This is a genomic window from Streptacidiphilus melanogenes, assembly GCF_000787835.1.
Taxonomy (GTDB): domain Bacteria; phylum Actinomycetota; class Actinomycetes; order Streptomycetales; family Streptomycetaceae; genus Streptacidiphilus; species Streptacidiphilus melanogenes.
Genome location: NZ_BBPP01000049.1, coordinates 1 through 17844 on the forward strand (window position 1 = coordinate 1; position 17844 = coordinate 17844).

Sequence of the window (17844 nt, forward strand, 5' to 3'; positions counted from 1 at the left end):
GCCCATGGACGCCTCTCCCCCCTCACACCCGCCCCCGAACATCGAGGCGTCCATAGAACAAGTTTGACACCCCGATACACCCGTCCACCATGGCCCACCTGGGCCATCTTTCTTGCACGAACGAGTTAGTCATTCCGTTCGAATCGACCTGGCCGCCCATCGGCGCACACGGGGAGCGTCCTCAGCCGACCATGTCCCCGGACTCCGGCGGGACCTCGATGCCACCCTCGCGGGCCTGGCGCAGGGCCTCCTCCAGCTCGTCCAGAGCCCGGGAGAGGCCGACCGGATTCTGCGCTGAGACGGCCTCGGCGAGCGCGGCGCGCGCGTCGGCGACCCGCTTGAGCAGCGGCTGGTCGTTCTGGTCCACCGCGACCTCCTCGAACTCTCTCCCGGAAGCCCCCCAGTCACCATCGCAGGGGTTGAACGTTTCTTCAATCGCACGCCCACCCTCCTGTTTCTCTTGATCGTGCCCAGCCCACCCTCCTTGACACCGCCACTGGCCCGATGGACGATCGACCGAACATTCGGTTGGCAAGCGCAAACGCAGGAGGCCGACGGTGCCCGTCCCCATCCCTACCCCCTCGGCCGATCTCCTCGACAAGGGCGAGCGCCTCACGCTCGAAGAGCTGCGCGCGCACCAGCTCAGCCAGCTGCAGTGGACCCTCCGGCACGCCTACGAGAACGTCGAGCTCTACCGGCGCAAGTTCGACGCCGCCGGCGTGCGGCCCGAGGACTGCCGGACTCTGGCCGATCTGGAGCGCTTCCCGTTCACCACCAAGGCCGATCTGCGCGAGTGCTACCCGTTCGGGATGTTCGCCGTCCCGATGGACCAGGTGCGGCGGATCCACGCGTCCAGCGGGACGACGGGGCGGCCGACCGTGGTCGGGTACACCGAGGGCGACCTCGACATGTGGGCGGACGTCGTGGCCCGCTCGATCCGCGCGGCCGGCGGGCGGCCCGGGTACAAGGTGCACGTGTCGTACGGCTACGGGCTCTTCACGGGCGGGCTGGGGGCGCACTACGGGGCGGAACGGGCGGGCTGCACGGTGATCCCGGCGTCCGGCGGGATGACCGCGCGGCAGGTGCAGATCATCCAGGACTTCAAGCCCGAGATCATCATGGTCACCCCGTCGTACATGCTGACGCTTCTGGACGAGTTCGAGCGGCAGGGGATCGACCCGCGCGGGACCTCCCTGCGGATCGGTATCTTCGGCGCCGAGCCGTGGACGGAGGCGATGCGGCGCGAGATCGAGGAGCGCCTGGACATCCACGCGGTGGACATCTACGGACTCTCGGAGGTGATCGGGCCGGGCGTCGCGCAGGAGTGCGTGGAGACCAAGGACGGTCTGCACATCTGGGAGGACCACTTCTACCCGGAGGTCGTGGACCCGGTGACGGACGAGCTGATGGCTCCGGGCGAGGGCGGGGAGCTGGTCTTCACCTCGCTCACGAAGCAGGCGATGCCGGTGATCCGCTACCGGACCCGGGACCTGACCCGGCTGCTGCCGGGGACGGCGCGCCCGACGTTCCGGCGGATGGAGAAGATCACCGGTCGCTCGGACGACATGATCATCCTGCGCGGGGTGAACGTCTTCCCCACCCAGATCGAGGAGATCGTGCTGCGGACGCCCGGCGTCGCGCCGCACTTCCAGCTGCGGCTGACGCGCAGCGGGCGGCTGGACCGGATGGCGGTCCAGGTCGAGGCCCGGCCGGGCGCCACCGCCGACGAGCGGGAGCGGGCGGCGGCGGAGATCACGCGCGGGGTGAAGGACGGCGTCGGGATCAGCGTCGAGGTGACGGTCGTGGAACCGGAGACGCTGGAGCGGTCGGTCGGCAAAATCCGCCGGGTGGTGGACCTGCGCGAGAAGTGAGCGGACGCCGACCCGGCCACGGCCGGCCCGGGAAAGCGATGAAACCGAACAGGGCGACCAGGGCGAACCCAGCGAACATCTCGACGGACCCCCTTGTTACTGACGAGTCAACTCCATAGCATCGGGACTGTGACAGCATCCGTGTCACACCCGTCCTTCGCCACGCCGACGTGGAGGCCCGATGCCGATGCCGAACGACGCGACCACGGCCGCCGGCCCGCTCGCCGGGGTGCGGGTGCTGGAGATCGCGGGTCTCGGACCGGGGCCGTTCGCCGCGATGCTGCTGGCCGACCTCGGCGCGGACGTGGTGCGGGTGGACCGGCCGGGCGGGTCGGCGCTCAGCGGGGACCCGGCGCTGGACGTGACCAACCGGGGCAAGCGCAGCGTCGTCCTTGACCTGAAGACCCCGGAGGGCGTGTCCCGCGCGCTGGACCTGGCCGCTCGCGCGGACCTGCTGATCGAGGGCTTCCGGCCGGGGGTCGCCGAGCGGCTCGGCATCGGTCCCGCCCACTGCCTGGCCAGGAACCCGGCGCTCGTCTACGGACGGATGACCGGCTGGGGGCAGGAGGGGCCGCTCGCCCAGTCGGCCGGACACGACATCGGCTACATCGCGACCGCCGGAGTGCTGGGCCTCGTCGGCCCGAAGGACGGGCCGCCGGCCATCCCCGTCAACCTGCTCGGCGACTACGCGGGCGGCTCGCTCTACCTGGTCGTCGGGCTGCTGGCGGCCCTGCACCACGCCCGCGCGTCCGGAACCGGGCAGGTCGTGGACGCGGCGATCGTGGACGGCGCGGCGCACCTCACGTCCGTGCTGTGGGGGTTCATGGCGGGCGGGCGGTGGCACGACCGCAGGGGCGTCAACATCATCGACGGCGGCGCGCCCTTCTACGCCGTCTACGGGACCTCCGACGGCCGCCACATGGCCGTGGGGGCGCTGGAACCGCAGTTCTTCGCCGAGTTCGTCAAGCTGCTGGACCTGCCACCGGACGCGCCGGGGCAGCGTGACCTGGGCCGCTGGGACGAACTGCGCGCGCTGATCACCGAGCGGTTCGCGACCCGGACCCAGGCGGAGTGGACCGCCGTGTTCGAGGGTACGGACGCCTGCGTGGCGCCCGTGCTGACGCTGCACGAGGCCGCAGGCCACCCGCACCTGCGCGCCCGCGCGAGTTACGGGAGCCACGACGGGCTGCTCCAGCCCGGCCCCGCGCCGCGCTTCTCGGCGACCCCGAACCCGGCGCCGCGCCCGCCCGCGCTCCCGGATGCCCACCGGGCCGCCGTGGCGGTGGACTGGGACGTGCCGTCCCTCACCGCCGGATCCTGACCCCCGTCCCGTCCAGCCACTCGAACCACAAGCCCCTCCGTCCACTCAACCGGCCACTCGAACCACAAGCCCCTCCGTCCACTCAACCGGCCACTCGAACCACAAGCCCCTCCGCCCGCTCAACTCACCCAGCAGCACGAGCCGCTCCTCCCGCTCCCGCCGGAACCACCAGAAGCGCCAGAAAGTAGGCAGTCAGCGTGACCACCGAAGCATTCGTCTACGACGCGATCCGCACCCCGCGCGGTCGGGGCAAGGCCAGCGGCTCGCTGCACGGCACCAAGCCGATCGACCTGGTCGTGGGACTGATCCACGAGATCCGGCGCCGCTTCCCCGACCTCGACCCGGCGGCGATCGACGACATCGTGCTGGGCGTGGTGAGCCCGATCGGGGACCAGGGCTCGGACATCGCCAAGGTCGCCGCGATCGCGGCGGGGCTGCCGGACACCGTGGCCGGCGTCCAGGAGAACCGGTTCTGCGCGTCCGGTCTGGAGGCGGTCAACCTCGCGGCGGCCAAGGTCCGCTCGGGCTGGGAGGACCTGATCCTCGCGGGCGGCGTGGAGTCGATGTCGCGCGTGAAGATGGGCAGCGACGGCGGCGCCTGGGCGATGGACCCGATGACCAGCTTCGAGACCGGCTTCGTGCCACAGGGGATCGGCGCGGACCTGATCGCCACCGTCGAGGGCCTGTCGCGCACCGACGTGGACGCCTTCGCGGCGGAGTCGCAGGCGCGCGCGGTCGAGGCGATCAAGGAGGGGCGTTTCGAGCGCTCGGTCGTGCCCGTGCGCGACCGCAACGGGCTGGTCGTGCTGGACCGGGACGAGTTCGTCCGTCCCGGGACGACGGTCGAGTCGCTGGCCGGGCTCAAGCCGTCGTTCGCGACGATCGGCGAGCTCGGCGGCTTCGACGCGGTCGCACTGCAGAAGTACCACTGGGTGGAGAAGATCGACCACGTCCACCACGCGGGCAACTCCTCCGGCATCGTCGACGGCGCCTCGCTGGTCGCGATCGGCAGCCAGGAGGTCGGCGAGCGCTACGGGATGACGCCGCGCGCGCGGATCGTCTCGGCGGCGGTGTCCGGTTCGGACCCGACGATCATGCTGACCGGTCCGGCGCCGGCCACGCGCAAGGCGCTGGCCAAGGCGGGGCTGACGGCACAGGACATCGACCTGGTCGAGATCAACGAGGCCTTCGCGGCGGTCGCGCTGCGCTTCATCCGGGAGCTGGGCTTCGACCACGCGCAGGTGAACGTCAACGGCGGGGCGATCGCGCTCGGCCACCCGCTGGGCGCGACGGGCGCGATGCTGCTCGGCACGGTCCTGGACGAGCTGGAGCGCCGCGACCTGCGCCGCGGCCTGATCACGCTGTGCGTGGGCGGCGGCATGGGCATCGCCACGATCATCGAGCGGCTGTGAACCCGGCTGCGAACCCGGCTGTGACGCCCGCCCCCACCCCGACCGCCCACGCGACCGCACGCCCGCTGGAGAAGCAGACATGACCACCGAGCAGACCAACACCGGCACCACCATCCGCTGGGAGCAGGACGGCGACGGCGTCGTCACCCTCGTCCTGGACGACCCGACCCAGTCCGTCAACACCATGACCGAGGCGTTCCGCGCCGACCTCGCCGCGACCGTGGGGCGGCTGACGGCCTTGCGCGACGCGGGCGGGCTGCGCGGCGTGATCGTCACGTCGGCGAAGAAGACCTTCTTCGCGGGCGGCGACCTGCGCCTGCTCAGCCAGGTGCGTCCGGAGAACGCGCAGGAGTTCTTCGAGGGCTCGATGGCCCTCAAGCGGGACCTGCGGGCGCTGGAGACACTCGGGGTGCCGGTCGTCGCGGCGATCAACGGCGCGGCGCTCGGCGGCGGGCTGGAGATCGCGCTGGCCTGCCACCAACGGGTGGCGCTGGACGACCCGTCGGTGAAGCTCGGGCTGCCGGAGGTGACGCTGGGTCTGCTGCCGGGCGGCGGCGGCGTGGTACGCACGGTGCGCCTGCTGGGCATCACCGACGCGCTGCTGAAGGTGCTGCTGCAGGGCACGCAGCACCGCCCCGCGCAGGCCCTCGAGGCCGGACTGGTGCACGAGCTGGCGGCCGACCGGGACGAGCTGCTGGTCAAGGCGCGCGCGTTCGTCGACGCGAACGAGACGGCGCAGCAGCCCTGGGACGTCAAGGGCTACAAGATCCCCGGCGGCACGCCGAGCCACCCGGCGTTCGCGGCGAACCTTCCGGCCTTCCCGGCGAACCTGCAGAAGCAGCTCCAGGGTGCGCCCTACCCGGCGCCGCGCAACATCCTGGCGACGGCCGTCGAGTCGGCGCAGGTCGACGTCGACACCGCCTTCGCGATCGAGGGACGCTACTTCACCGAGCTGGCGACGGGTCAGATCTCGAAGAACATGATCCAGGCGTTCTTCTTCGACCTGCAGGCCGTCAACTCCGGCGCCAACCGCCCCGCGTCCGTCCCCGCCCGCAAGGTGGCGAAGGTGGCCGTGCTGGGCGCGGGCATGATGGGCGCGGGCATCGCCTACTCCTGTGCCAAGGCCGGGATCCAGGTGGTGCTGAAGGACATGACCGTCGAGGCCGCCGAGCGCGGCAAGGCGTACTCGGCCGGGCTGCTGGACAAGGCCCTCTCGCGCGGCCGGACCACCGAGGCCAAGCGCGACGCGCTGCTCTCGCTGATCACCCCGACCGCGGACGTCGCCGACCTGGCGGGCTGCGACGCCGTGATCGAGGCGGTCTTCGAGAACACCGAACTGAAGCACCAGGTCTTCGCCGAGATCCAGGACGTGGTGGCGCCGGACGCGCTGCTCTGCTCGAACACCTCGACCCTCCCCATCACGATCCTCGCCGAGGGCGTGAAGCGGCAGGAGGACTTCATCGGGCTGCACTTCTTCTCGCCCGTCGACAAGATGCCGCTGGTCGAGATCATCAAGGGCGAGCGGACCGGGGACGAGGCGCTGGCCCGCGCGTTCGACCTGGTGCGGCAGATCAACAAGACGCCGATCGTGGTGAACGACTCCCGCGGCTTCTTCACCTCGCGGGTGATCGGGCAGTTCATCAACGAGGGTGTGGCGATGGTCGGCGAGGGCGTCGACCCGGCCTCGGTCGAGCAGGCGGCCGCGCAGGCGGGCTACCCGGCCAAGGTGCTGTCGCTGATGGACGAGCTGACGCTGACGCTGCCGCGCAAGATCCGCAACGAGTCCCGCAAGGCCGTCGAGGCGGCGGGCGGCACCTGGGCGCCACACCCGGCCGACGCGGTGCTGGACCGGATGCTCGACGAGTTCGACCGCCCGGGGCGCAGCGGCGGCGCCGGCTTCTACGACTACGTGGACGGCAAGCGCGCCGGTCTGTGGCCGGGGCTGCGGGAGCACTTCTCCGCCGGCGAGGGCAGCACCGGCGAGGGCAGCGCGGTCCCGTTCACGGACATGAAGGAGCGGATGCTGTTCGCGGAGGCCCTGGACAGCGTGCGCTGCCTGGAGGAGGGCGTGCTGACCTCCGTCGCGGACGCGAACATCGGCTCCATCCTCGGCATCGGCTTCCCGGGCTGGACCGGCGGCGTGCTGCAGTACGTCAACGGCTACGAGGGCGGCCTGCCGGGCTTCGTCGCCCGCGCCCGCGAGCTGGCGGCCGCCTACGGACCGCGGTTCGAGCCGCCGGCGCTGCTGGTGGAGAAGGCCGAGCGCGGCGAGGTGTTCGCCGACTGACGGCGGTTCCCCCGGTTCCTTGCACGGCGGCGCGTCAACGTCAGGAGGGCGCGCCGCCGTGGAAGGTGAGGGCGATGCCGTAGCAGGCGGAGCCGACCGCACCGGCGACCAGCAGCGGACGGGCGAGTTGCGGCCGCGCGGCGAGCCACTGGGCCGCCGGGTAGAGCAAGGTGAACGCGGGCAGCAGGAAGCGGGCGATCGGCGGGGCCGGCGAGGCGTTGACGAAGTCGACGAGGAACAGTCCGCCGCCGTAGACCAGCAGCGGGACGGGCTGCCGTCGCGCGCCGCCTTGCCGCAGCGCGGAGACGAGCAGCCCGAGGCAGGCGAGGCCGGTGACGGCTATCGGCAGGCATCCGAGAGCGTGACGCTGGGAGGGGTGGCCGAAGGCGAAGAGACGGGTGGCCTCGTCGGCGTACCAGCGCAGCATGGACCAGCCGAAGTCGACGCCGGTGTCCCAGGCGGCCTGGATGTGGAAGTAGGCGGCCGGGGAGCCCACCGCCCAGGCGGTGTAGGCGAGGTAGCCGAGCCAGCCGAGCGGCGCGAGCAGGGCGCCCGCCACGGGGCGCCAACGCCAGGCCCGCGCGCGGCGCAGCTCGAGCGCGGCCGTGACGACGACGGCGGCGATGAGCGCGGTGGCGCTGGGGCGGGTGAGCCCGGCGGCCACGCAGAACAGACCGGCCGTCAGCCAGCGTCGGCGCACCAGCGCGTAGAGGCTCCAGGCGCTCAGGGCGGTGAACAGGGACTCGGAGTAGCCGTAGCTCTCGACGGCGGCGAGCGGCAGCACGCCCCAGAGCACGACGGCGTAGCGGCCGACGCGCGAGCCCCAGAGCCGGTCGGCGATGGCGAAGATCCCCCAGGCCGCGAGGAGCGAGGCCGCCCAGGTGACCAGGACGAGTCCGCCGGCTGTGCGCAGGCCGGTGACCTCGGAGGTCAGGTGGCCGAGCCAGGGGTAGAGCGGGAAGAAGGCGCGCGGCGAGAACGGGATGTTGTGGGCGCCGATCAGGCCGTCGGAGCGGGAGTAGCCGTGGTCGGCGATGCGGGCGTACCAGCCGGCGTCCCAGAGGGTGCCGAGGCGGGTGACGGGCGCGATGTGGTGGCCGAGCCCCCAGGCGACGACGCACAGGACGCCGAGGGCGCGCACGGCGGCGTAGGCCGCGAGGGCGGGCAGCGCCCGGCGCAGGCCGCGGCGCATCCGGACCAGTCTGGAGACGGCGGAGGACGATGCGCGGCTGCTGACCGCGGTGGACTGTTCCGCGGTCGTGTGGCCCCCCGCCATCCGTCCGCCCCTCCCGTTCCCGTCGACCTGTCGTGCCACCCTGTGGTGCGGACCGATCCTATGGGCAGCCTGTGCGCCTGCGGCGGGCGGACGCGGGGATACGCGCCGGAGGCTGCCCGATCAGCGGACCGGCAACAGTCCGGTGAGAAACCGCATAAGAAGACGATCTCGGCCCCGGGCCGGGCGTCGGCCGGGCGGGCCCGCAGCTGCGGGCCCCTTGCGGCGGAAATCGGACCAAAGTGCCCTCGACGTGCGGCGTCGGCACCGGCCGGAGCGCGTATGCGGAGTGTCGTGTGCACGGCATGGAGGCGTTCCGACCGTCATCTCACCTCGATTTTCCGAGCTGTACACATTATCCGTACATAGTGGAGTGCCACACTGGCATGTCCGGCCGCGGCCGACCATGGTGCGCCGGCCCGCCGTCCACCAGCGATTTCGATGTCGATCCACCGAGTCTCCGAGGAAACCGTGACCGCTCCGACCAGCGCGCCCGTGCACGAGGAACCCCCAGGGGAGAACCCCGAGCCGACGGCGCCGGTCCGTCGATTTCCGACCAGCCTGATACCCCCGGGGGGACGCGCGGCCCTGTTCGGAGCCTGGCGTGCCGTCGAGCCGGCGCTGCTGCTCTTCCTGGTGGTCCGCGCCGCGGGCATGTCGTTGATCATGCTGCTCAGCCCGGGCACCCCGGGCTACGCGCTGCACCGGCTCGCGGTCCACTGGGACGCCGCCTGGTACCTGGACGTGGCGATGCACGGCTACGACCACGCGATCCGGCCGTGGCTGCCGGGCGTGCCGATCCAGACCACCAACCTGGCCTTCTTCCCGGTCTTCCCGTGGATGATCCGCACCGTCCACGCGGTGCTGTTCTTCCTCCCGTGGGGCGCCGCCAGCCTGCTGACGGCCAGTCTGTGCGCGATGGGCGCGGCCTGGGGCATCTTCGCCGCGGTCAACGCCCGCTACGGCGACAAGGTGGCGACGGTCGCCGTGGTGCTCTGGGGCATCGCCCCGGTCGCGGCGGTGGAGACGGCCGGATACAGCGAGTCGGCCTTCACGATGATGGCGGCCTGGACCCTGTACGCGGTGGTGACCCGGCGCTGGCTGGCGGCCGGCGTGCTCTCGGTGCTGGCGGGCCTGACCCGGCCGACCGGCGTGGCCGTGGCCGCGGCGGTGATGCTGGCGGGCGCGATGGAGCTGTGGGTGCGCCTGCGCGAGCGCGGCACGCCGTGGACGCTGCCGGGCCGACTGACGCGCCTGGACGCGCTGCCGTGGTTCGACGGCGCGGACGTCCGCGCGGTGACGCCCGAGCGGGAGCCGGAGCTGTGGCGCCCTCTGGTCGCGATCGTCGTCGCGCCGCTCGGCTGGGTCGGCTTCGTGGCCTGGACGGGCCTGCGACTGCACACCTGGGACGCCTACTTCAGGATCCAGGCGCTCTGGCACTCCAAGTTCGACTTCGGCAAGTCGACGGCGCACGACTTCAAGCACCTGTTCACCACGGCCCAGGGGGTGGGCCTGTACTACCCGGTGGTGGCGGGCATCCTCATCGCCGCCGCGGTGCTGTTCTTCACCACGGTCGCGCAGCGCCAGCCGCTGTCCTTCGTGGTGTTCACGATGGTGATCATGGCGATCGCCTTCGGCGACACGGCGTACTTCGGCTCCCGCGCGCGGTTCCTGCTCCCTGCCTTCCCACTGCTGATCCCGATCGCGGCGGGCCTGGTCCGGGTGCGCACCCGGGCGACGCTGATCGCCGCGCTGGTCGCGGGCACGGTCTGCTCCGGCCTGTACGGCGCGTACATGCTGCTGTACTCCCCCATGGCGCCCTGATCCGGCCCCGTGGGCCGGCCCACGGTCCGGCCCGCGATCCGGGAGATCCGCACACGGATCGCGACCGGCCTCTTGTCGGCGAAGCTACTGTCCGGTAATTCTTACTGACGCCAGGTCTAGTAAGACGTGCCAGAGCCGCTCGCGCCCAGGGAGTGCCGCATGCCCGCCGATGTCTCGTACCAGCACGACACACCCCAGGGTCCGCGGACCGTCACGGTGCACTACGAGCGGCGCGGCAGCGGCACCCCGCTGCTGCTCCTGCACGGCATCGGCCACCACTGGCAGGCCTGGGCGCCGGTGCTGGACGCGCTGGCCGAGGAGCACGAGGTCTTCGCCGTCGACCTGCCCGGCTTCGGCGCCTCCGCGCCGCTGCCCGAAGGCTCGGCGTACGACCTCGCCTCCGTGGTGCCGGGCCTCGGTGGGCTGTGCACCGCGCTCGGGATCGAGCGGCCGCACGTCGCCGGCAACTCCCTCGGCGGCCTGCTCGCCCTGGAGATGGGACGGCGCGGGCTCGCCCGCTCGGTGACCGCGCTCTCCCCCGCCGGGTTCTGGAACCGTCCCGAGCAGGCCTACGCCTTCGGCCTGCTGCTCTACATGCGCCTCGGCGCGAAGACCCTGCCCGCCCCCGCGGTGCGCCGCCTCGCCGAACGGCCGGCCACCCGCGGCGTGCTGGTCGGCAGCATCTACGCCCGGCCCGGACTGCGTGGCGCGGCCGAGGCGGTCGCCGAGACCCGGGCGCTGCGCGACGCCGCGGGCTTCGCCCCGACGCTTCGCGCGGGACTGAACGTGAACGTCACCGAGGACGTCGCCGAGGTGCCGGTGACCATCGGCTGGGGCACCAAGGACCGGCTGCTGCTGCCGCGCCAGGCCGATCGCGCCCGGCTGCGGATGCCCGGGGCGCGGGTGGTGCCGCTGCCCGGTTGCGGACACGTGCCGATGAACGACGATCCGCAGCTCGTGGCGCGGATCCTGCTCGACGGCAGCAAGGACGTCTGACCGGCCTGCGCCCCGTCCCCCGTCCGGCCCTGCGACGGGCGCCCCGGACACGGCCACCTGCCGCCTCACCCGATCGTGTCCTCGCTCGATCGAGTGAGGTTGCGGGCCCCGGAACCTGACTGCATGTCACCATGCGGGCGTGCCACCTGTGATGTCACGCAACCCCGCAGCCCCCGAAGACGACGAGCCCGACGAAGGCCCGCCGCTCCTGGGGCCGAGACCGCCCCGCGACCGAACCCGCCGGGCGGTCCACTGGCTGCTGTCCGGCCACAGCGCGCCCGAACTGCTGCGGCTGCCGCCCGCCCAGGTCAACCGGATGCTGACGGTCCTGGCCTGCGCCTCGATGCTGATCGGGGCGCGGGACATCTGGAACCGCACGATCGTCAACCAGCAGATCCACGCGCTCGCGGTGATCCTGTACTTCGGCGCGATCCTGGTGATCGCGGTGCTGGCGCTGAGCGTTCGCACCCGGCGGACCATGACGCTGGTGGACCTGTCCATGCTGACGGTCGCCGCGCTGCAGTGCCTGAACCGGTTCTACGTGGTCACCGCGGCCAAGCCGCCGGTCCCCGGAGTGCCGTCCAGCCATGTCTACTACGGCACCGACGAGGGCTCGCTCATCCACATGGCGGCGAAGACGCTGCTGCACGGCGGGCACATCTACGGAACCCAGTGGCCGCAGATCTTCGGCCTGTTCCACGTCGGCACCACCCCGCTGATGAACGGCGGCGCGGCGACGGGCCTCGACTACCCGCCGCTCGGGCCGGTGTTCACGGCCCTCCCGATGGGGCTGCACCTGAGCCACCCGCCCGCCGGTCTCGCCGCCACGGCGATGCTGCTGCTGGCCTCCGTGGTGATGTTCCTGCTGCTGCCGGTCGCCTGGCGGCCGGTCGCGGTGATCGTCTGCTTCGGCTTCGGATGGCTGCCCAACTACGCGCAGATGGGCTACCCGGGCTGCATGGAGCTGCCGTTCCTGCTGGTGACGGTCGCCTACTGGCACCGGACCGGGCGCGGCGGGCGGCTCGGCTGGATCGGCGTGACGCAGGCCGCCTGCCTCGGCATCGCCTGCTGCCTGCACCAGCTGTCCTGGTTCCTGGCGCCGTTCCTGCTGGTCGGAATGTTCATGATCCGGCGCGGCGAGCTGTCGGCTCGTCAGGCCGCGGCCGTGGTGCTGCGCTACGCGGCGATCAGCGCGGGCGTCTTCGTGGTGATCAACCTGCCGTTCGTCATGCAGAGCCCGCACGCCTGGCTAGAGGGGGTGCTCACGCCGCTCACGCAGCAGGCCATCCCGGCCGGGCAGGGGCTGGTCGGCATCTCGTCGTTCTTCACCCCCGGCTCCGGCGACCTGCACCTGTACAGCGTCGCGGGACAGCTGCTGGGCCTGGCGATGATGGTGCTGCTGGTGCTCTTCCCGCGGCGGCTCGGTCCGGCCGTCACGGTCATGCCGTGGCTGGTCTTCTACCTGTCGACCCGCTCCCAGCAGGACTACTTCGACCTGACCGTACCGCTGTGGGTGATGGCCGCGGCCACGGTCTCCGCAGCCGACTTCGACCGCGCCTGGCATCCGCGCCTCGGCGCGCTGGCCCGGCGCAGCGTGCGCACCGCCGTGGTGCCGCTGCTGCTGACACCGGCCGTGCTGGCCATCGCGGGGGCGATGCTGACGCCGCCCCCGCTGAAGATGAGCGTGACCGCGATGAGCGGGACGGCGGGCCAGGGGCAGCTGGCACTGGTGGACCTGCTGACGCGGGTCCGGGTGACGGTCAGCAACACCAGCGACGCCCCCGTCAGTCCGCACTTCGCCACCAGCACCGGCGCGACCATCTCGGACTACTGGAAGGTGCTGTCCGGCCCCGGGACGCTGCTGCCGCACAGCAGTGCCGTGTACGTGCTGACCGCGCCATGGGGCGGGGTGGGCACCCCCGGGGTCAGGGGCCGGATCCTGCTGCGCGCCGTCAGTTCGCAGCCGATGACGCTCTCCACGCAGCTGATCGGCGTCGGCCCGGACCCGTCGACGCTGCCCGCCGCGATCCGGAAGATCCTCGACTCCGGCCGCGGCTTCCCGCGCGGCTCCAACGGGGAGCCGGTCCCGCGCCCGGGCATCGAGGGTGTGCAGGCGCCGATCGGGACACAGGGGCGGTAGAGCTTCACGGGCGGTGGTTTCACGGGCGGTCGAGGTTCACGGGCGGTCAAGGTTCACGGGCGGTAGGGCAGCGCGGGGACCTCGAAGCAGTTGGCGTTCATGTCGGGCGTCTCGGTGACCCAGCCGCCCTTGCCGCCCTGGGCGGAGTCCTGCCAGTGGGCCACGTTCAGGCAGGCGTGCTGAAGACCCTTGGGCGGGTTCGCCATCGGCACGAAGGAGGCCGGGATCAGCAGGTCGTGGGCGGTGTAGGGCTGGGTCCGCCGCATGAAGGCGTCCACGCAGGAGCTGGTCACCCCGCTGCCGCAGGACGAGGCGGCGTCGGTGAACCACTGGGCCCCGGCCCAGCCGAGCAGCTCCCACTCGGACAGCTGGGCCTGACGGTCCGGGTAGTACTTCTGCATCGCCGCCCGGAACGCGGCCACCGCCGGGTACTGCGTGTCCTCGTAGTTGCGCGCGTCGGCGGTGACCCAGAGCGCGTTACGGCAGCCGGGCGTCTGCGCGTAGTCGGAGCGGACCTGCTCGGACCAGTTCTGCTCGTTGGTGACCTTGGCGGCGACGGTGACCCCGGCGGCGGCCAGGGCCTGGCACAGGCCGGTGTTGCCCCGGGTGTCCATGGCGTCGAGCAGCAACTGCGCGTGGTCGGCCTTCATCCCGGCGGCGACGGATCCGAAGTTGGGCAGCGCGAAGTCGACCGTCTCGCTCAGCACGTCGTAGCCCTCGGCCTTGAGGCCCTGGGCGAGCTGGGCCGCGTAACGGGCCGAGTCGGCCTGGTTGTAGGCGACGACGACGGCCCGGGTCAGGCCCAGCTTGGTCTTGAAGTACCGGTAGACCTCGGTGGTCTGGTAGAGCACGCCGTTCCAGCCGACCGAGCCGCCGTTGCGCGGCTCGTCGCTGCCGTAGATCTGGTACAGGTGCGGGTACTGGTCGTACTGGGTGCCGATGGTGATGCCGCCGATGTCGGGCACCGCCTTGGCGCTGACGTAGGCGGCGCCCGCGTAGTCGAGCGAGCTGCCCGCGACGAGCGCGACGACGTGGTCGGAGTCGATCAGCTGGTGCACACAGGACTGGTTGCCGATGCCGGAGCCGCCGTCGTCGCAGGTGAAGACCTTGACCTGGCGCCCGTTGATGCCGCCGGAGGCGTTCAGGGCGCGGAAGAACGCCTGGGCGCCGTAGAGCGGGCCGGTGAAGGTGTCGCCGCCGATCGGGCTGGAGACGGAGGTGACGATGCCGACCGGGATCGGCGGCTGCGCGGCTCCGGCTCCGCTCGTGGGCTGGTTCCCGAAGTCCTTCAACGGCAGTCGGCTGCCGCAGCCGGCCGTGAGCGCCAGCAGGCTCGCGCACGTCAGCAGCGCGAGGACGGACCTGGCCGTCCTCGCGCGCGGGGCGCGGTGCCGAAGAGGCCTCACGGACTCATCTTTTCAGTGTCGGGGCAGCCTGTCAGGAGCAGCGTCCGTCAGGAGCACCCGGGTACGGGCGAGCTGCCGGCCTTGAGCTGGAGCAGGCCGCACAGGGTGGTGTCGCCGACCTTCCACACGCCGCCGTCGAGGACCGACTTGCCCTTGCTGCCGTTCAGCGCCACGGCGCCGGAGAGGCAGACGTTGTAGGTGACGTCGGCGGAGGTGGCGCTGGTGAAGTCCACGCCGGTGACGGCGACGGTGGTCTGCGCGGCCTGCGGGTCGCCCGCGAAGGCCTGCATGGCCGGGGCGAGCTTGTCCGCGTTCTGGAGCAGGCCCATCTTGGCGCTGACGGCGGTCGAGGGGTCGAAGAACTGGGAGTAGTCCGCTGCGATCTTGCTCGCCGCACCGGCGGTGTCGCCGGGACCGCTGCCCGTGACTGTGGGCGCGGTGGCGTTCCCGCAGGCGGCGGCCTGGGCGGCCGGGGCGCTGCTGGACGTCGCGGGGGTCGTCGGGGATGCTCCGCCGCTCGGTGTCTCGTTGGGCGAGGTGGTGCTGGTGCTGCTGCAGGCCGCGGCGAGCAGCAGCACGGCCGAGCCGGCCGCGGCCCGCAGGACCAGGGATGCACGTTGCATGATCGGTCACCGCCCTGTCGTGAACTGCACTGTCGTCGGAAATCTGACTTACCATCAGATCCGCCTCACCAAGCTAGCGCCGAGGGGATCGTCAGGAACCCTCCCGGGCGGGTATTGATGAAGGAACGTGACCATTCGCCCGCCGGGACCGTGATCGGGAGAGGACGCCATGAAGCTGCCGCCGTTCGGGGGACGGGGCCTGCGCGGCCGGCTGGGCCCGGCCGCCGTGGCGGCCGGGGCGCTGCTGTGCGTGCTGGGCTGGTACGGCGTCTCCGGCGAGCGCTACGCCGAGCGGCAGCTGCCGTACCTGGCCTCGGCGACGATCCCCGGCGCGGCGTTGATCGTGGCCGGGGCGGTGCTGTTCGCGCGCCCGGACGAGGAGGCCGAACGGGAGCGCGTGGCGGGGGACGAGGAGACCCGGCGGCAGCTGCGGCTGCTGTACGAGCTGCTGGTCGAGGAGGCCGGACGAACCGGTGCCGCCCCCGCGGGCGCGGGCGGGGAGCAGGACGCCGCGACCGCCGGCCGGTTCTGCTTCCTGCCGAACGGGCGCACCTACCACCGGACCACCTGCCTGCTGGTCGAGGGACGCGGCGACGCGCTGCCGGTCACCCCGGCGGGCGCGCAGGAGCGCGGGCTGCGACCGTGCCCGCTGTGCACACCCACGGAACGCACCGGGCAACCGGAATCCGGGCCGGACGCGCCTCCCGCCCCGGGGGCCTGAATGTCCTCGCTGCCGCTCGATCTGGCCCAGGCCGGACTGACCGTCGGAGCCGCGGCGGCGCTGTCGGGGATCGGACTGGTGGTCTGCTACCGGGCCACCGGCGTGCTGAACCTCGCCCAGGGCGCGATCGCGATGATCACCGCCTACGCGGTGCGGCAGACGATCGTGGTCTGGGGCTGGCCGCGCGCGGTCGCGGTCCCGGCGTGCCTGCTGGTCTTCGCGCCCGCGATCGGCTGGGTGCTGGACGCGACGGTGTTCCGGCGGCTGCAGCGGCGCGGCGCGGGCCCGGTCGAGACGCTGGTCGCCTCGCTCGGCGTGTTCGTGCTGCTGGTCGGGGTGGCGTTTCTGTTGTGGGGGCCGACGCCGCTCGGTGACGCGCCGTCCCTGCTGCCGTCCTCGCCGTGGGCGGTGCTGGCGGTGGTGGCCGTGCTGGGCGCGGCCGTCACCGTCGTCGGACGCTGGACGCCGTTCGGGACGCAGGTCCGGGCGGTGGTCGACAACCGGCGGCTGGCGGAACTGTCCGGAGTGGACGCGGACCGGGTCTCCTCCGTCGGCTGGGCCTTCGGCGCGTTCACGGCGGGGCTGACCGGCGCGGTGCTGGCACCGGGGCTGCGGCTCGACCCGTACGGGCTGCCGCTGCTGGTGATGGAGACGATGGCGGTCGCGGTGATCGCCGGGCTGCGCAGCATCGGGCTCGCGGTCGCGTCTGCCCTGGCGCTGGGCGTGCTGCAGAGCGAGCTGACGCAGTTCCACCCCGGCGGCTGGGCGCAGCCGTTGCTCCAGGCCGTCGGGGCGAACCTGTTCGCGCTGGCGCTGCTGGTGGCCGTGCTGGTGCTGCCGCTGCGGTTCGCGGGCGCGGAGCGGCGGGCCTACCAGGCGGTGCTGACGGGTCCGCCGATCATGGCGGCGGCCGAGGCGTCGCCCCGGGCCTTCGCCACCCGGATCGGCTGCGCGGCGCTGTTGCTCCTGCCGTTCGCGTTCCGTCCGGACGACCTGCGGGCGGCCCTTCAGGTCCCGGCGCTGGCGCTGGTGCTGCTGTCGATCGTGGTGGTGACCGGCTACGGCGGCCAGGTCTCGCTGGGGCAGGCCGGATACGCCGGGCTCGGCGCGCTGTTCACCGGCCTGCTCGCGGGCGGCGGCCGGTTCCTCGGGCTGCCCGCGTTCCCGGCGCCGGTGGCGCTGCTGGTCGCGGTGCTGATCGCGGCACCGCTCGGACTGCTGGTCGGCTGGCCCGCGATCCGGCGGCGCGGACTGGCGCTCGCGCTGACGACGTTCGCGGTCGGCACCGCGATCAGCCGCCTGGTCTTCCAGCAGCCCGCGGCGACGACCGGAGTGGTGCTGGACCGCACCGGTCTGCTCGGCCAGGACCGCTTCTTCTACGGGCTGGAGCTGGCCCTGCTGGCCGCCGCCCTGCTGCTGGTGCGGGCGCTGCGGCGCGGCCGGATCGGACGGGCGCTCGGTGCGATGCGCGACCACGAGGCGGGCGCGGCGGCGGCCGGGGTGGACGTGCCGCGGCTGAAGCTGCTGGCCTTCGTGGTCGGCGCGGCGCTGGCCGCGCTCGGCGGCGGACTGCTGGGCCTGGGCGGGCAGGCCTTCGACCCGAACGCCTTCGACCCGGTGCTCGGGCTGATCTGGTTCGCGGCGGTGGTCGTCTTCGGCGCGGACAGCGCGGTCGGCGCGGTGCTGGCGGCGGCGCTGCTGGTCGGCCTGGACTCGGGCACGGTCGCAGGGCTGTCGACGGTGGTGATCGGCGCGCTGGCGCTGCTGCTCGGGCGGATGCCGCCGGGCGGCCTCGCCGGGCTGGCCCGGCGCCCGACCAGGTGGGCGGGCTCGACGACGGCCCTGCCCGGGCCGGGCGAGGTGCGGCTGACGCCGCTGGGACGGCGACTCGCGGCCCGACTGCCCGTGCCGTCGCCGACCGCCGCGCCCGCGGCGGAGGCGGCGCTGCCGGTACTGCCGCGGCTGGCGGG

At 72.7% G+C, this 17844-nt stretch carries 13 protein-coding genes; 9 read left to right on the forward strand and 4 right to left on the reverse strand.

Annotated elements, in window-relative coordinates; genetic code table 11:
* Positions 1–181 precede the first annotated feature (181 nt).
* Positions 182–367 carry a hypothetical protein gene (locus TR49_RS33820; protein ID WP_042388693.1) on the reverse strand — a complete coding sequence of 62 codons (186 nt, stop codon included), beginning with the start codon at positions 365–367 and terminating at the stop codon, positions 182–184.
* A 190-nt stretch (positions 368–557) separates the two neighbouring features.
* On the opposite strand from TR49_RS33820, the gene paaK reads away from it, so the two are divergent.
* The 4 genes from paaK to TR49_RS33840 all read left to right on the forward strand — a co-directional run bounded on the left by paaK (position 558) and on the right by TR49_RS33840 (position 6891).
* The gene (gene paaK, locus TR49_RS33825; protein WP_042388695.1) at positions 558–1871 is read left to right on the forward strand and encodes a phenylacetate--CoA ligase PaaK; all 1314 of its coding nucleotides are present in this window, start codon (positions 558–560) and stop codon (positions 1869–1871) included.
* A gap of 181 nt (positions 1872–2052) precedes the next feature.
* Positions 2053–3192: a CaiB/BaiF CoA transferase family protein gene (locus TR49_RS33830; protein ID WP_439654149.1), complete on the forward strand. Its 1140-nt coding sequence runs from the start codon at positions 2053–2055 to the stop codon at positions 3190–3192.
* 197 nt (positions 3193–3389) lie between these two features.
* Positions 3390–4604: an acetyl-CoA C-acetyltransferase gene (locus TR49_RS33835; protein WP_042388698.1), complete on the forward strand. Its 1215-nt coding sequence runs from the start codon at positions 3390–3392 to the stop codon at positions 4602–4604.
* Between the two features lie 79 nt (positions 4605–4683).
* A complete protein-coding gene (locus tag TR49_RS33840; protein WP_042388701.1) occupies positions 4684–6891 on the forward strand; it encodes a 3-hydroxyacyl-CoA dehydrogenase NAD-binding domain-containing protein in 2208 nt (735 codons plus the stop codon).
* Positions 6892–6931: 40 nt separating this feature from the next.
* Here the strand turns inward: TR49_RS33840 and TR49_RS33845 are convergent, their stop codons facing one another.
* The gene (locus TR49_RS33845) at positions 6932–8167 is read right to left on the reverse strand and encodes a glycosyltransferase family protein (protein ID WP_052434881.1); all 1236 of its coding nucleotides are present in this window, start codon (positions 8165–8167) and stop codon (positions 6932–6934) included.
* A 468-nt stretch (positions 8168–8635) separates the two neighbouring features.
* On the opposite strand from TR49_RS33845, the gene TR49_RS33850 reads away from it, so the two are divergent.
* From TR49_RS33850 to TR49_RS33860, 3 genes are all read left to right on the forward strand, one after another.
* On the forward strand, positions 8636–9988 hold the full coding sequence (locus TR49_RS33850) for a putative hexosyltransferase (RefSeq protein ID WP_052434882.1): 1353 nt from the start codon (positions 8636–8638) through the stop codon (positions 9986–9988).
* A 159-nt stretch (positions 9989–10147) separates the two neighbouring features.
* Entirely contained in the window at positions 10148–10984 is an 837-nt protein-coding gene (locus TR49_RS33855; protein ID WP_042388704.1) for an alpha/beta fold hydrolase, read from the forward strand.
* A 139-nt stretch (positions 10985–11123) separates the two neighbouring features.
* Positions 11124–13124 carry a hypothetical protein gene (locus TR49_RS33860; protein ID WP_152627593.1) on the forward strand — a complete coding sequence of 667 codons (2001 nt, stop codon included), beginning with the start codon at positions 11124–11126 and terminating at the stop codon, positions 13122–13124.
* Positions 13125–13177: 53 nt separating this feature from the next.
* Here TR49_RS33860 and TR49_RS33865 read toward each other — a convergent pair whose 3' ends face one another.
* Together TR49_RS33865 and TR49_RS33870 are read right to left on the reverse strand one after the other, a co-directional pair.
* Complete coding sequence (locus TR49_RS33865; protein WP_042388707.1) at positions 13178–14530, reverse strand: ABC transporter substrate-binding protein; 1353 nt, start codon at positions 14528–14530, stop codon at positions 13178–13180.
* Between the two features lie 47 nt (positions 14531–14577).
* On the reverse strand, positions 14578–15153 hold the full coding sequence (locus TR49_RS33870; RefSeq protein WP_052434884.1) for an MTB12 C-terminal domain-containing protein: 576 nt from the start codon (positions 15151–15153) through the stop codon (positions 14578–14580).
* A 169-nt stretch (positions 15154–15322) separates the two neighbouring features.
* Here TR49_RS33870 and TR49_RS33875 point away from each other — a divergent pair, with 169 nt between their 5' ends.
* Complete coding sequence (locus TR49_RS33875) at positions 15323–15874, forward strand: hypothetical protein (RefSeq protein ID WP_042388709.1); 552 nt, start codon at positions 15323–15325, stop codon at positions 15872–15874.
* The coding region (locus TR49_RS33880; RefSeq protein ID WP_063770242.1) for a branched-chain amino acid ABC transporter permease at positions 15875–17844 on the forward strand (1970 nt) is incomplete at its 3' end.